This window comes from Acinetobacter sp. SH024 (assembly GCF_000163635.1).
GTDB lineage: Bacteria > Pseudomonadota > Gammaproteobacteria > Pseudomonadales > Moraxellaceae > Acinetobacter > Acinetobacter pittii.
In genome coordinates this window covers 470,610-485,133 of sequence record NZ_GG753602.1, presented here as the reverse complement: position 1 = coordinate 485,133, position 14,524 = coordinate 470,610, and the positions used below count along the sequence as shown (strand labels likewise).

The window sequence follows — 14,524 nt, the reverse complement described above, 5'->3', positions numbered from 1 at the left end:
ATCCACACAAGTTGTTCTTCAATTCTCTTAATGATCTTCTTCCTGGTTCGTCACCAGCAAGCTAGGTCGGCTATATTACTCTTAATCTCTTAAAAGTCAACAGGTAATTTCGATATTTTTAAAACTTATCTCTCAAACCAACTTACCATCAAATTCATCACTTAAAGCAACCAATCTAATCACAAGTAACTGTTTTTCAACAAGTTTCTATCTGCATCACCGCCGATGGATGTGCATTATAGACCATCTCATCCCCTTTGCAACCCTTTTTTTAAATCAATATCATCAACTGGATACTTTTTAAGCTTTTTATCATTTTATCTATATTATTTGATCAATTTTACATTGATAATAGGTTATCAATTTTGTATTAAAACATATCTCCACCCAACTGCACATTTAAGTATTAGCCTGGCTGGCGGTTAAGGAATTATATGAATTATTCTAATTTAATTTTACTAAGCTTATTATCTGTAGGTGTTTGTACCTCTTTATATGCTCAAGAAAATACTATAAGCGAATCTTCTAATGCGAGCTCATTAGAAGAAACAGCACCGACTCATACGCGCTCACAAATTATTAAAGATTTAAAAAATATTAAAGTTAAAGATTTAAAAATTAATGCGAATGCAGCACAACCAGATCCTGTAAAAGATCCATTACAGTCATTAAATCGTCCAATTTACTCATTTAACGACATGTTGGACCGAAATTTTTTACGCCCAGTTGCTGTGCAATATAGAGAAAAGACTCCAGAAGATGTACGTGGTTCTTATCGTCAGTTCCGCAAAAATCTTGGAGAACCTTGGAATGCTGTTAACCAGCTTATTCAAGGCCGCCCTGGCCGTGCGGCAAAAACCCTAGGTCGCTTTACAATTAATACGTTAACTACTCTTGGTTTAGCTGACCCTGCCAGCCGTTTAGGTTTACCGACTGAAGAAGAGAATTTTGGTGTAACTCTCGGTTACTATGGTGTTCCTTCTGGCCCATTCCTGATGTTGCCTTTTTTCGGTCCAAGTACCTTACGTGATGGTTTTGGTTTAGCAGTAGACGCCCAAGCACGTCCACAGAAATATGTTATGGATGATCAAGAGGGGCTTTATTGGTCAAGTAATATGTTACAAGCGGTTGATACACGCGCTCAATATCTGGACCTAGATCAGACCTTACAAGGTGATCAATATGCCATGATTCGAGATTTATATCTCCAACGTAAAGCATTCCAAATTGCAGAGAAAAAGGGTGACTCAGCTGATGTATCTTTCATTGATGATGATTCAGAAGATACACCTGATGAGAATCAAAACCCTTAAAAGATGAAATCGAGGTATTGCTTGGATTAAGAGTTGGGCAATACCTTGATTTTGATCATACATACTCTATGATGAATAAAGTGATCATATAAAAGGACTACCATCTCTTCTATGTATTTTATTAAACCGACACGCTCTATCCCTTATTTAGAGCAAGCTTTGGATAAATTGCCAGGCTTACAAGTCATTAACATAGATGATTTAGATTTATATGATCCAACCATCATTGCAATAGCAGATGTACAAGATTTCCTGACATATAAATGGAATTTACCAACGGTTGTCATTGCTTTTGAACATGAAGGTAGCGCTTTAGCCCAAGCTTGGGAAGCGGGTGCTCTTGCAGGTTGGGTATGGAATCAACTACCTCATGATTTAAATAAAGCATTATCAAGAATCGATGCTCAATACAAACGTAATCAAGATAGCCGCGATTTACCTTCGGCTGCTGAACTACAAAAAAGACTATTACCTAATCCAATTGATTTATTAAATTATCAAGTCGAAACTTTCTTTCAGCCTTCAGCTTATCTTTCTGGTGATTGGTATGACTACTGGAAATTAAATGATAAGGAAGTTTTATTTTATCTTGCCGATGTTTCAGGACATGGTGTAACCAGTAGTTTATTAACATCTTGGATGGCAGCTTTCCATGGCCGCTCTAAAACCCCAAGGCAATTAATAAAAAAATTAAATGGCATGTTAGTTCAAGAGAATATTGAAAAGCACATTACGATTGTGGTGGGTATTTTAAACCTTGAAACACATACGCTTCGCTGGTCAAGTGCTGGGCACTACCCTCCTCCTATCATTTTTGAACCTAATCAAGCTCCAAAAATTTTAACAACAAGTAGCTTCCCATTAGGCTTGACTGATGAACTCGAAGTTGAAGAGCATGTTTGTACATTAAATCACCAAGCACGTTTCATTGTTTGCTCAGATGGAGCACTTGAACCTTTTGATGGTGGGTTAAATGATCAGTTCCAACAATTGGTTCATCATTTGCAAAATCAATCATTCCAAGCACCCGATCATGTGGCTGATGACATTGCCATCTTCAGTCTTTGTCGAATGAATTAATTTACGAATCAATTAATTACATAATATACGACTTAAGGACTCTTGAGTCTGCGATGGCACTATGTGATAATTTTTCTATCCTTCTCTGAAAATGGCATTTATATGTCAACAGGTCATGTTGAATATGCAAGTTTAAATGGAACGCATATTTTCAAACTTATTGGTGAAGTGCGAGCCCATTCTTGTATAAGTCTAGACAAACTTTTAAACAGAATTGAACAGCAAGAGAATGTTGTTGGTGCAATCGTTGATTTAACCCAAACAACATTTATTGATAGTACGGTGTTAGGCATCCTGGCTAAGCTAGGTTTAAAGCTTAAACAAACTCATCATATTCAAGCTGTGATGCTATCTACCAATCCAGATATCACAACCTTAGCCAACAGTATGGGGCTAGGGCAGGTTTTTGTCATTTTGAATTACTGTGGCGATCCTAACGTTTGCACATTAACGTTAACTGATGAACAGATCACTCATAATGCAATGCTAAGAACAGTTCTGGATGCACATAAGACATTGATGAAACTCAATGCAAACAATCAGAATATGTTTGAGCCACTTGTGAAGCAGTTACAGAAAGAACAAGATACGCTTGAACAGGTATCAGATAAGCAAAATGCCTGACTTTAAACATTAAGCCGGATTAGAATATGACCCTTATTTCTGTTGCTCAAATGAACTCTCAAGATGATATTGAAAATAATTTTCAAGTCATTGAGTCTTTGATTCAACAAAGTAAGGCACAAAATGCTAGCCTGATTGTTTTCCCCGAAAACTTTGTATGTTTTGCTGCTGGAAAACAACGCGAAACAGCTGAGCAATTTGAGTCTATTCAACAACGGCTTGAGAAACTAGCACATCAATATCAAATCTGGATTGTGGCCGGTACCTTACCATGCCCATTTCGTCCAGATGGATCTACCATTCAAGATGGTCGAGTCCGGACGGTTAGTCTTTGTATTAGCCCTGAGCGTACAGAAGCACGTTATGACAAGATCCATTTATTTGATGTACAAGTGGGCGATGCGGTCGGTGGTTATCAAGAGTCTCGTTTTTTTGAACCTGGAACAGACGTAGTAGTCACATCTACCCCTTTTGGCAATATTGGCTTAATGGTATGTTATGACTTACGTTTTCCAGAGCTTGCTCTAACTCTGAGACAACAAGGCGCTCATATTCTTACTGCTCCTGCTGCATTTACTTATACAACTGGACAAATGCACTGGCAGCTTTTGCTACAAGCTCGGGCAATGGATAGCCAATGTTATGTTTTAGGCGCAGCACAACAGGGCTGGCATGGTGAAAAACGACAAACCTGGGGACACTCTGGGGCAACAGATAGTCGTGGCCAAATTTTAAGTATGATTGGATATGAAGGGAGTGGTTTAATCACTGTACCCTTTGATTTAACAGCACAAGAACTCGTCCGCTCTTCAATGCCTCTGATGACTCACCGTAAATTGATTCATTATTAAAAGTTTAATTATTCATGTGGAAATACTTATTTAGCATTTTTTGCTTGGGGGCAAATATTCATTGTTATGCAGAGTTTGGTACAACAAACCATTTTGTTTCGCCTGCTGCACAGCTCAATTCAGATATTCTTCCAGCAACCCCTAAAAATATCCCCTTGCCCGCTTTTGGCCAAAGAATTATTGGCTGGGGTACAGGCGCAGAAGGTGCAAGACAACGTTTAGAAAATATTCAGCCAGCAGATGTTTCTGTAATTAAAAAACAAGGAACTACGCTTGAAATGATTACTGCATGGCAAGATTTTTATGAACAAGAGCAGCAACGCAATGCAAATAATCCTACTGCGAAGTATCGTGCGCGTTTAATGAAAAAGATTGCAGATTTGTGGTAAACACTTTCATCTAGAATATTTTTATCTTATGGAATAATTGATGTAATTATTCCATTTTTTATATCCCTTAATTTACTTTATTCATAACCTATTCTTATGAACATTTAAGAAACTGAATAGAACGCGATATACTACAAAAGCAATACTAGTTTCTTTGAGGAAGATATGGACCAAGACTGTCAAAACTTAAAGCTTGAGAATCAATTATGTTTCCTCATTTATTCAACGAATTTAGCGCTTAATCAACTCTACAGAAAACTTCTAGCACCTTTGGGCATTACCTATCCCCAATATTTAGTGATGTTGGTGTTATGGGAGCAGGATGAAGTGACTGTTTCAGAAATTGGAGCTAAACTTTTTTTAGAATCATCTACCCTCACTCCTATCTTGAAAAAGTTAGAAGCCTCGCATTTACTTCATCGTACCCGTTCAACTCAAGATGAGAGACAAGTGATTATTACGCTAAGTGATGAAGGAAAAAAATTAAAAGATCAAGCAATCCATATTCCATCAGGCGTATTAGAAGCAAGTTCATGTGATATGACAACACTACTAGGCCTTAAAGATCAACTTACTAAACTCCGTACAAACTTAGTCAAATAAACAGCAATTTTTTTAAAAAATATACTTGTCAAAATAATTAAGTCGTGTACGATATATTTGTATTCAATTTATTTTAGGAATAAAAACGATGTCATTAGAAAAAGTTGTTTATCGTGCAAAAGCTAAAGCAACCGGTGGTCGTGATGGCCGTGCGACTTCATCAGACGGCGTATTAGATGTACAACTTGGTGTACCTAAAGAAATGGGTGGCGCTGGTGGTGCTGTAACAAATCCAGAGCAACTATTCGCAGCTGGTTATTCAGCATGCTTTTTAGGTGCTTTAAAATTTGTTGCAAACCGCGATAAATTTAACATTAGCAAAGACGCTTATGTAGAAGGTGAAGTAGGTATTGGTCCAATTCCTACAGGTTTTAGCATCGAAGCGACTTTAAATGTTTACTTAGTGGGTATGGATCGTGAAGAAGCTGAAAAGTTAGTTGCAGCAGCTCATATTGTTTGCCCATATTCAAATGCAACTCGCAATAATATTGATGTGACGTTTAATATTGTGACTGAATAAGTTTTTATATTTAAAAAATGCCCGAATCAAATCGGGCATTTTTTACATCTTAAATATTATGCTTCACTTGCCTCATTAGTTACACGAAGCACTTCTTCGAGTGTAGTTTTACCCGCCAGTACTTTGCGCAAACCATCATCACGAATAGAACCGGAATACTCACGAGCATGATTTTCTAATTCATATTCCGCTGCATTACCATGAATCAGACGGCGCATGGGTTCATCAACTGGTACGATTTCATAAATCGCTGTACGCCCATTAAAACCTAAATGTGAACAATGATCGCACCCTTTAGCTTCAGGTAACTGCAATAATGGTTCATTATTAATATGTTGAAAAACCTGTTTCTCAAAAGTATCGGCTTCACGCCATGTCATACAATGTGGACATAAAGTACGAACCAAACGTTGAGCAATCACCCCAATTAAAGAGCTTGATAACAAGAAGGGTTCAATCCCCATATCTTTAAGACGAGTAACTGCACCAATAGCTGTATTGGTATGTAGTGTTGATAAAACCAAATGGCCTGTTAAAGATGCTTGAACCGCAATTTCAGCAGTTTCCAGATCACGGATCTCCCCCACCATTACCACATCAGGATCTTGACGTAACATTGCTTTTAAAGCACGAGCAAATGTCATATCTACTTTGGTATTCACTTGGGTTTGGCCAATGCCTTCGAGTTGATATTCGATTGGATCTTCAGCAGTTAAGATATTACGAGTATTGTCATTTAGATCAGACAAAGCTGCGTATAAGGTGGTCGTTTTCCCCGAACCAGTAGGCCCTGTGACCAAAATAATACCGTGAGGACGATGCACTAACTGAGTTAAACGCTCATAGTCATTAGCCATTAAACCCAAGTGAGTCATGTTGAGTCGGCCCGCTTGTTTATCAAGCAAACGCATAACGACCCTTTCACCATGTGACGATGGCAAAGTTGAAACACGCACATCCACTTCACGGCCAGCAAGACGTAAAGAAATACGTCCATCTTGTGGTACACGTTTTTCAGCAATATCAAGCTTCGCCATAACTTTAATACGCGAAACAAGTAAAGGCGCCAACTCACGGCGTGGTTGTACAATCTCACGTAATTGTCCATCTACACGTAATCGTACAGATAGTTTCTTTTCAAAAGCTTCAATATGAATATCAGAAGCCCCTACTCGAATTGCTTCAGAAAGAAGTGCATTGATCAGACGAACAATAGGTGCGTCATCTTCTTGGTCCATCAAATCTTCTGTTTCGGGAACCTGATCGGCCAAACTCAATAAGTCCGGATGATCTTCTAAACCAGCTGCAACTTGTTGTGACTCCCCTGTATCACCTGCATAACTCGTACTTAAGAGCGTATTAAATTCTTGTTCAGTACATAATTGATAATGAGCTGGCTTACCCAAGATGCGTCTTGCTTCCTGTAATGCAATTTTTTCAGTGTTTTGGCGTCTAATAATAAATACCTGATCACCGTCATAACGAAATAAAACACCATGACGCTTGGCAAAACTATATGGAACTTGTATTTGTTTCAATATTTGCATCACAATTTATAATGATGAGTAAGATGATTTTGAGTGTACTCTAAGCAGATTACAGCGTGAAGTCTGTTTAACAACTCGGTAGAGGAATTTTGCGTCTTGTTTGAAAATAATGAATATCAGCCTCACCCCCAGAATTCTTTAAAATGGTGGGGTGAACAGCACTTTGAAATTAACCAGTCCAAAGCATGGCAATTCGGTTCAATGCTCTTTCGTTTAACACGTGGCATAAAAGAATGGCGCATCGAATATTATCGTCCATCTCTCCAAGATGATAATGAACAAGATTGGCACCCAATTGCCGATCCACATTTTGCCTTTCCGCATACGGTTCAAGTAGAACGTTACATGTTTCGAAAGACCAATCCAGAATTTTTACTGATGCCACGTCTGGCAGATCGTTCTGTGGTCATTAAACCTGTTGATCCTATTTACATTCCAGCAGGTCAACGTGGGACTCTATATATCAGCACACCATTATGGATTGCAGGCTTAGTTGAAAGTCAGCATGAACCTTTGTTTGAGATTCCTGTGATTCAGCCTAAAGATACGTGGTTTGGTCCTAATGCGCAGCAAGGAGAAATCTGTTATGCCACTTCCGTGGATGGCCGTACTGATTTGAATCTATTAACACCACGCGCTTTCCGTGCTGTTACTCCAATCGACTTTCACAACACAAGTAATCATCAATTACGCTTTGATCGCATGAATGTGCCAGTGACGGCCCTACCGCTATTTTATAGTGAAAGTACGGGACGCTTATGGACTTCTCAAATTAAAGTTTATTATGAGGGTTCTGATCGTCCGGCACGTATTCGTATTGAAAATCGTACGCCACCTCTTGCTGGTGAAGTGACCTATGTTCACCCACCACGCTCACCTGGTGGAGCATTATTCAATATGTTTGATTCATTCTTTTAAGAGGTTTATATGGCTGATTCAAATATTCCAAAAGATATCGCTGATAGCCTCAAAAGTATATTTACCAATATCAATACCGAACGTATTAGTGAAATTTTAGTCGCTGTTGTACTGTGTTTCATTGGCTTTGTTCTTGCTCGTATTATTTCGAATACGTTTATTAGAACCATTGGCTCACGTTTTAATGCTCACCAACGCCTTGTATGGCGCCGTGGTATTTTTTATTTTATTTTTTTACTCTTCATCATGACGAGTTTGAAAGAAGCTGGGTTCAAACTTAGTGTATTCCTCGGTGCAGCAGGGATTTTAACTGTAGCACTCGGTTTTGCATCGCAAACATCTGCCAGTAACTTGATTAGTGGTTTATTTTTGATTGGTGAAGGTTCATTTGAAGTCGGTGATACGATCCAAATTACTCTCATTCGTGGTAATACAATTGAAGGCGAAGTCATCTCAATTGATTTACTTTCGGTAAAATTACTTACACTCGACAATGTCTATATTCGTTTACCGAACGAACAACTCATTCGTGCGCCTGTACACAACTTGTCTAAATATCCGATACGACGTATCCCAATTACGCTCGCAATCAACTTTCACGAAGATATTATTAAAGTACGTGAGGTTTTACTGAATGTAGCAGCCCATTATCCACTTGTACTGGATGATCCCAAACCTGCAGTTACGGTTACCGCATTCAGGGAATCATCAATTGAGCTTTTATTCACAATGTGGTGTAGACAAGAGAACTCTTTAAAAGTTCGAGATGAAATGCAAGAACGAATCCGAAATGGATTCTTAGATAACCGAATTGAAATTCCTGTTCCTAAAATGGGCTTGATTGATCGACCATCTACTGGTTTTGCTGAAGACGATATCGATCAATATAGCAATCAAAAAGAATTAAAACGAGAGCCTAAAGCTTAGGCTCTTGATTCTTCTGTACGGTAGATGACGGGGGTAATGGCGCAAGATAAGCAATAATTAACATTACTCCACCTGCCCCAATAAACGAAATGACTCGAGTTAATGTCGCACTTTGTGATAGATCAAGTAAAATCAACTTTAATACCACAATACCTAAAAGAGCAGCACCTACAAACCAGAGTTGACGAATCATTTTACGGCTTGAGAATGTAGTTAATACAAATGCCAAAATGACCCAAAGCAATGTCAAACTTAACTGCACTTCACCATTCGTCCAAATTGCTAAGCTCCATAGTGGTGTCCCCCAGTAATGATGTAAGCCCCTAACGACCACACTACTGAATACCAATAACCCAGCTAAAATTGTTGTAATTTTAAAAGTCCACTCTTGTGATTTATCTTGATCAAAAGCATGTTGATAAATAATAAAGAGCAGACCTGCAAATACTACAATAGAAAGAAAATCAGTTAAGTTAAATAAAGGAACAAAATAAAGGTACTCAGCAGAGTGGCGATCAACGCTCACAACTAGCAACCAAATTAAGCTTAAACACCAAACCGGAATTTGATGCAACAATGTAGTTTTATGAGCCTTATACGTCCAAAGCGAATAAACCACAGGGATAAAAGCCAGAGCAACAACTGGCATTTTTGGAAAGATCGCCAAACCAACTACTGCTAACGCCAACCAGCTTAAACCAACCCAGACATTTAAGTACCCAGACTCATCCGACTGCGGTTGAGCCATAATAAATAAGGCACTTAGAATAATGGTAGCGACTAAGAAAGTAGTTTGTTGTAATGAGTCTACCCATTTAAACAACGTAAACACTTGACTCGCAAAGGCTTCGCCCAAAACTAACAACAGTAACAGGCTAATTAAAATTAACTGCAAACTTTGCCATTGCACACGAAGTTTATAGTGAACAACTGCGCTAAATATTGCGATTAGAACTACGGCGAACATCAAATACGGACTCAAAGCATGATGATGCCATGCCATTATTTCTACACCAGCTACAGCACCCGCATACATCCCTAAACACAAGAAAATGCCACTAAACATACTTGCGCTAAAATAGCGTTGCTCTTTACTGTTGTATTGCAATAAATAAAAGGCAGAAATAAATTGAGCAATTGCATAGATGCTTGTGCTTAGCGTTGGGAACTCTTCGTTTACCCACACCTGATAAAACAGCGCAATAGAACTAAGTAAAACTAAAACCACACCAATATATCGGCTTAAACGGTAGCGCTCAGTTACTCCCCACACAATTAAAGCCGTACCTTGGGCAACCCAACCAATCGCTGTCCAATGTGCTCCTTTTGCAAGCGGGAAAATTAAGGCAAAAAACGCAACCGCGAGAATGAAAAAGCTTTTCGCAAGGACCGAAAGCTGAGGATGAGTTTTTTTAATCCAAAAAGTTAATAGCGCATAGGTACCCGCCAAGACGGCGGCACCAATCGTCAAGGCTTGTGTAGACTCATGTACCAAGTAAGCATGAAGGGTAAAGCCCAGTACTGGCACACTAAAAATAAGACCAACATCTAAGAGCGGAGGTAAACGAATGCCTTCTTGTTTTTCACTTGCTGACGTCCGAGATATATTTTGGCTATAACGAACACTAAGCCAAATAAACAGCGCTATATGGCACCACAAAATCCAGTCTAATGTATTAAATTTTGCGGGTTCTGCATAAAATGCGATTGCACTACCACCAATAAACATTGTGGCAAAGAAAGCAATTTGATTTAAGATTTTCCAAGGCTGAATAAAATTAACCGCAGCAACTGCTAAGTTAATTACTAAGTAGTAGCTAAATAGGAAGGTTACATCAGGGCGATATTGAGGAATAACTAAAGGAGCCGCATAAGCCATACCCAGTGCTAATATTGCCAAATAAATAGCTTGTTGTTTTAAGCTCAGGAATACAGTAATAGCTAATAAAATCGTAAACAGAATACTCGCTGTAGTTAGGTTGGCAATTACACCAAAATGATGTGAGAACACAAGTGTCAGGAATACAACAGCCAGCCCAACACCTTGCAATGCCACAGCAAACAGCTGATTTTTCTTTTGCAATGTATACCCAAATGCCGTTAACACACCTCCAGCAATCGCAATAAATCCAAGTTTCACACCTAAACTAAGTTGCCAATGCTCGCTTGCAAAACGTAATAGCAACACTACCCCAACCATAAGCACAGCAACAGCAACTCTTAAGATTGGATTACCATGAATCATCCAATCCACGGCTGGTTGCCACCATGCAGTCTGTACATGGGCTGATTGTTCTGTTTGATTTAAAGGTGCCGTTTCTGCTGGGACTAGCGTGTCCGTATTGCTGGCACTAACTTGTTCTATTACAGGATTTATAACTTCTGTTTGTATGGTCTCATTTACATGAACAGTTTGTTTTGCTGACTCGAGGTATAATAGTCGAGTATGAAATGCACTAATGGTTTGAATCAAACATAGCAATAAAACCAGTAAAGCCCCACCAGCAATCCACATCCAATGATTTATATAAGCAACTAATGCAACCAAGGCGGCTGCATAAATCACTGTTCTTTGCATGTGAATAGAATAAAGTGGCGTTTTCTGCCGAGAAAACTGCTGTTCTAAATGAGTTAAACGCTCATGTAGATTTGATAGTAATTGAACTAGAATGACAGTAAGTGCAATAGATAAAGCAATAACGGCACTCTGAAATTTAAAACCAATTGAAATGGCTAAAAACAAAGTCAAAGCGATCAAAACAATGATCATTCCCTGTTTGTCTTTTTTATACATGGGCTTAGCAATATGACACCTTCATTACAGGTCATCTTACTTCAAGCCAATACAAGCGTATATTTATACATACAAAATACTGCAAAAATCATAAACCTGCATTCATAGCCGTTTTCACGTAAAATACCCGTAATTCAGATTAAGGAATTGTTCAATGCCACCATTTGTCTTGGTTGATGGGTCCTATTTTTTATTTCGTGCATATCATGCATTACCACCATTGACGACCTCTACAGGGTTACATACCAATGCAATACGTGGGGCAATTTCTGCCATTCAAAAATTAATGCGCCGTATGCAGCCAACACATATGGCTGTCATTTTTGATACGCCTGAGCCAACTTTTCGTCACAAGCTTTCACCTATTTATAAAGGTGATCGCCCAACCATGCCGGAAGAGTTATCTCAACAGATTCCATATTTACATGCATTGATTAAAGCTCAAGGAATTCCTTTATATAGTCTTCCGGGTGCAGAAGCAGATGATATTATCGGTACGCTCGCTAAACGTGCCGTACTCGAAGGCCATCATGTACTTATCTCAACCGGAGATAAAGACATGGCTCAGCTCGTCAATGATCATGTAAAGCTTGAAGATAGCTTTAAAGATCGCGTCATGGATACCGACGGGGTATTTGAAAAATTTGGTGTTTGGCCAAATCAAATTATCGATTACTTAACCCTTATGGGCGATGCGTCTGATGGCATCATGGGTGTACCTGGCGTAGGTGCAAAAACAGCAGCTAAGTTACTAACTGAATATGGCACTTTAGACAATATTATTGCCAATGCAGACCAACTTAAAGGCAAACTTAGCCAAAATATTAAAGATAACTTAGACAATATTAAGCTTGACCACCAGTTAGCTAGCATTGTTTGTGATCTTCCTTTAGAACTCGATTGGCATGAGTTAAAGCTTACTGATCCAAATGTAGAGGCTCTACGTAATCTTTATACTGAGCTTGAGTTTAGAAACCAATTACAGTCGCTTGATCATCCAAACAATCCAAATAGCTCAAGCTATAAACAACAAGCTTCACAAACTGTTGTTCAAAATGAAGTTAAACCTGCTGAATCTATAGAAACCGAAGATCAAGCAAGCTTAACTAGTCAAGATGACCAGCTTGGAACTGCAAATTATCACACTGTTTTAACCCAAGAAGCATGGGATCAGCTCTGGCAACGCATGCAAAATGCCGATCATTTTGCTATTGATACAGAAACTACAAGCCTTGATTACCGTATTGCAGAGATGGTTGGTTTTTCAATCGCATTTGATGCGAAAGATGCCTACTATGTTCCATTAGCGCATAATTATGAAAATGCGCCGCAGCAATTAGATCGTGATCAAATTCTGGTTCAAATTAAGCCTGTGCTAGAAAATGAAGCAGTTAAAAAAATTGGGCATCACCTTAAATATGATGCCCATATCTTTGCCAATCATGGCATAGAACTTAAAGGCTGGTATTTCGATAGCATGCTTGCATCTTATGTATTGAATGCAGCGGCCACTCGTCACGGCATGGATGACGTAGCTCGTGTCTACTTAAGCCACTTAACCACCACTTTTGAACAAATTGCTGGTAAGGGTGCTAAACAAAAGACTTTCAATCAAATTGAGATTGAAGTTGCTGCTCACTATGCTGCAGAAGATGCTCATGTGACCTATCGTTTGTATGAAGTGCTTTCAAACAAACTTAAGCCATTTCCTGAGCTAGAAAATATTTTATATAACATCGAAATGCCAGTTGCCCGTATTTTATCGGGTATGGAAGAAGATGGTATTCGTCTAGATCATGCCTTCTTAGATAAATTAAGCGTTGAATTTGCAAAAACGATGGAAGGGCTTGAAAATCAAGCGATGGAAATTGCAGATGAAACTTTTAATATTGCATCTCCTAAACAAGTAGGTGAAATCCTATTTGATAAATTAGGAATCAAAGGCGGTAAAAAAACTGCAACTGGACAATACAGCACCAGTGAAAGTGTTTTAGAAAAAATTGAACATCCTTTAGCGGAAATTATTCTAGAGCATCGCGGTTTAGCAAAGCTAAAAAGTACCTATACTGATCGTCTAGTTGAGCAATCTCATAACGACACGCATCGTGTACATACAAGTTATCACCAAGCACTTACAGCAACAGGTCGCCTCTCCTCTTCAGATCCTAACTTACAAAATATTCCAATTCGTAGACAAATTGGGCGCCAAATTCGTAAAGCATTCATTGCGCCAGAAGGTCGAGTATTATTGGCTGCCGATTACTCGCAAATTGAATTACGTTTAATGGCTCATTTTTCTCAAGATGATGCTTTAGTACATGCATTCCAGCATGGACAAGATGTTCACCGCCGTACTGCTGCAGAAGTATTGGGCATTGCAATTGAAGATGTGACCAATGATCAACGTCGTCAAGCTAAGGCAGTAAACTTTGGTCTACTGTATGGTATGTCTGAGTTTGGTTTGATTCGTCAATTAGGCTTTACACGTCAAGAATCGCAAAACTATATTAAGCAATATTTCCAACGCTATCCTGGCATCTATGAATATATGCAACGCACACGTCAAGTTGCATCAGAGCAAGGTTTTGTTGAAACTATTTTAGGTCGTCGTCTTTATACACCAGATATTGATGCACGAAATGTAATGGTACGTAAGGCTGCCGAACGTGCTGCAATTAATGCGCCTTTACAAGGTAGTGCTGCTGATATCATTAAACTCGCAATGATTGAAGTCGATAAAATCTTGCCAAAAGATCAAGCCAAGTTACTTCTTCAAGTACACGATGAATTAGTGTTTGAAGCAGATCAAAACATTGCCGAGGAGCTCTCTAAGCAAATCGCGACTGTCATGGAATCTGTAGTAAAAATTTCTGTGCCTTTAGTTGTTGAAGTTGGGCAAGGGCAAAACTGGGATGATGCCCATTAATTAGTAGAAATAAAAAAAGGGCTGTATTAACA

The 14,524-nt window shown here is 38.8% G+C and carries 12 protein-coding genes; 10 read left to right on the top strand and 2 right to left on the bottom strand.

The annotated features are described in order from the left end of the window. The first annotated feature begins 434 nt into the window (after positions 1–434). The 7 genes from HMPREF0013_RS18805 (at position 435) to HMPREF0013_RS18775 (ending at position 5,380) form a co-directional block, all read left to right on the top strand. Positions 435–1,313, top strand: a complete 879-nt coding sequence (locus HMPREF0013_RS18805; protein ID WP_005804305.1) for a VacJ family lipoprotein — start codon at positions 435–437, stop codon at positions 1,311–1,313. Between the two features lie 111 nt (positions 1,314–1,424). After that, the gene (gene gigA / locus HMPREF0013_RS18800; RefSeq protein WP_005804303.1) at positions 1,425–2,393 is read left to right on the top strand and encodes an RsbU family protein phosphatase GigA; all 969 of its coding nucleotides are present in this window, start codon (positions 1,425–1,427) and stop codon (positions 2,391–2,393) included. A 102-nt stretch (positions 2,394–2,495) separates the two neighbouring features. Continuing rightward, entirely contained in the window at positions 2,496–3,017 is a 522-nt protein-coding gene (gigB, locus tag HMPREF0013_RS18795) for an anti-anti-sigma factor GigB (RefSeq protein WP_002117273.1), read from the top strand. Between the two features lie 26 nt (positions 3,018–3,043). Continuing rightward, a complete protein-coding gene (locus HMPREF0013_RS18790) occupies positions 3,044–3,868 on the top strand; it encodes a carbon-nitrogen hydrolase family protein (protein ID WP_005066320.1) in 825 nt (274 codons plus the stop codon). Positions 3,869–3,882: 14 nt separating this feature from the next. Further along, entirely contained in the window at positions 3,883–4,257 is a 375-nt protein-coding gene (locus tag HMPREF0013_RS18785) for a DUF4951 domain-containing protein (RefSeq protein ID WP_005804300.1), read from the top strand. 165 nt (positions 4,258–4,422) lie between these two features. Continuing rightward, positions 4,423–4,860, top strand: coding sequence for a MarR family winged helix-turn-helix transcriptional regulator (locus HMPREF0013_RS18780; protein ID WP_005804299.1), 438 nt, complete (start codon positions 4,423–4,425; stop codon positions 4,858–4,860). An 88-nt stretch (positions 4,861–4,948) separates the two neighbouring features. After that, positions 4,949–5,380, top strand: a complete 432-nt coding sequence (locus HMPREF0013_RS18775; RefSeq protein ID WP_005066315.1) for an organic hydroperoxide resistance protein — start codon at positions 4,949–4,951, stop codon at positions 5,378–5,380. A 56-nt stretch (positions 5,381–5,436) separates the two neighbouring features. Here HMPREF0013_RS18775 and gspE read toward each other — a convergent pair whose 3' ends face one another. Then, on the bottom strand, positions 5,437–6,927 hold the full coding sequence (gene gspE / locus HMPREF0013_RS18770; protein ID WP_005804298.1) for a type II secretion system ATPase GspE: 1,491 nt from the start codon (positions 6,925–6,927) through the stop codon (positions 5,437–5,439). Positions 6,928–7,023: 96 nt separating this feature from the next. On the opposite strand from gspE, the gene HMPREF0013_RS18765 reads away from it, so the two are divergent. Both HMPREF0013_RS18765 and HMPREF0013_RS18760 read left to right on the top strand, forming a co-directional pair. Then, on the top strand, positions 7,024–7,845 hold the full coding sequence (locus HMPREF0013_RS18765; protein WP_005804297.1) for a hypothetical protein: 822 nt from the start codon (positions 7,024–7,026) through the stop codon (positions 7,843–7,845). A gap of 9 nt (positions 7,846–7,854) precedes the next feature. Beyond that, positions 7,855–8,772: a mechanosensitive ion channel family protein gene (locus HMPREF0013_RS18760; RefSeq protein WP_005066312.1), complete on the top strand. Its 918-nt coding sequence runs from the start codon at positions 7,855–7,857 to the stop codon at positions 8,770–8,772. Here the strand turns inward: HMPREF0013_RS18760 and HMPREF0013_RS18755 are convergent. After that, the gene (locus HMPREF0013_RS18755) at positions 8,762–11,566 is read right to left on the bottom strand and encodes a DUF2339 domain-containing protein (protein ID WP_019767959.1); all 2,805 of its coding nucleotides are present in this window, start codon (positions 11,564–11,566) and stop codon (positions 8,762–8,764) included. The two genes, HMPREF0013_RS18760 and HMPREF0013_RS18755, sit on opposite strands and share 11 nt — an antisense overlap. 154 nt (positions 11,567–11,720) lie before the next feature. On the opposite strand from HMPREF0013_RS18755, the gene polA reads away from it, so the two are divergent. Beyond that, the gene (polA, locus tag HMPREF0013_RS18750) at positions 11,721–14,492 is read left to right on the top strand and encodes a DNA polymerase I (RefSeq protein ID WP_005804295.1); all 2,772 of its coding nucleotides are present in this window, start codon (positions 11,721–11,723) and stop codon (positions 14,490–14,492) included. The last annotated feature ends 32 nt before the right edge of the window (positions 14,493–14,524 follow it).

Coding starts and splice junctions, on each gene's coding strand:
- HMPREF0013_RS18805 (WP_005804305.1), top strand. CDS start 435: ATGAATTATTCTAATTTAATTTTACTAAGCTTATTATCTGTAGGTGTT.
- gigA (WP_005804303.1), top strand. CDS start 1,425: ATGTATTTTATTAAACCGACACGCTCTATCCCTTATTTAGAGCAAGCT.
- gigB (WP_002117273.1), top strand. CDS start 2,496: ATGTCAACAGGTCATGTTGAATATGCAAGTTTAAATGGAACGCATATT.
- HMPREF0013_RS18790 (WP_005066320.1), top strand. CDS start 3,044: ATGACCCTTATTTCTGTTGCTCAAATGAACTCTCAAGATGATATTGAA.
- HMPREF0013_RS18785 (WP_005804300.1), top strand. CDS start 3,883: ATGTGGAAATACTTATTTAGCATTTTTTGCTTGGGGGCAAATATTCAT.
- HMPREF0013_RS18780 (WP_005804299.1), top strand. CDS start 4,423: ATGGACCAAGACTGTCAAAACTTAAAGCTTGAGAATCAATTATGTTTC.
- HMPREF0013_RS18775 (WP_005066315.1), top strand. CDS start 4,949: ATGTCATTAGAAAAAGTTGTTTATCGTGCAAAAGCTAAAGCAACCGGT.
- gspE (WP_005804298.1), bottom strand. CDS start 6,927: ATGCAAATATTGAAACAAATACAAGTTCCATATAGTTTTGCCAAGCGT.
- HMPREF0013_RS18760 (WP_005066312.1), top strand. CDS start 7,855: ATGGCTGATTCAAATATTCCAAAAGATATCGCTGATAGCCTCAAAAGT.
- HMPREF0013_RS18755 (WP_019767959.1), bottom strand. CDS start 11,566: ATGTATAAAAAAGACAAACAGGGAATGATCATTGTTTTGATCGCTTTG.
- polA (WP_005804295.1), top strand. CDS start 11,721: ATGCCACCATTTGTCTTGGTTGATGGGTCCTATTTTTTATTTCGTGCA.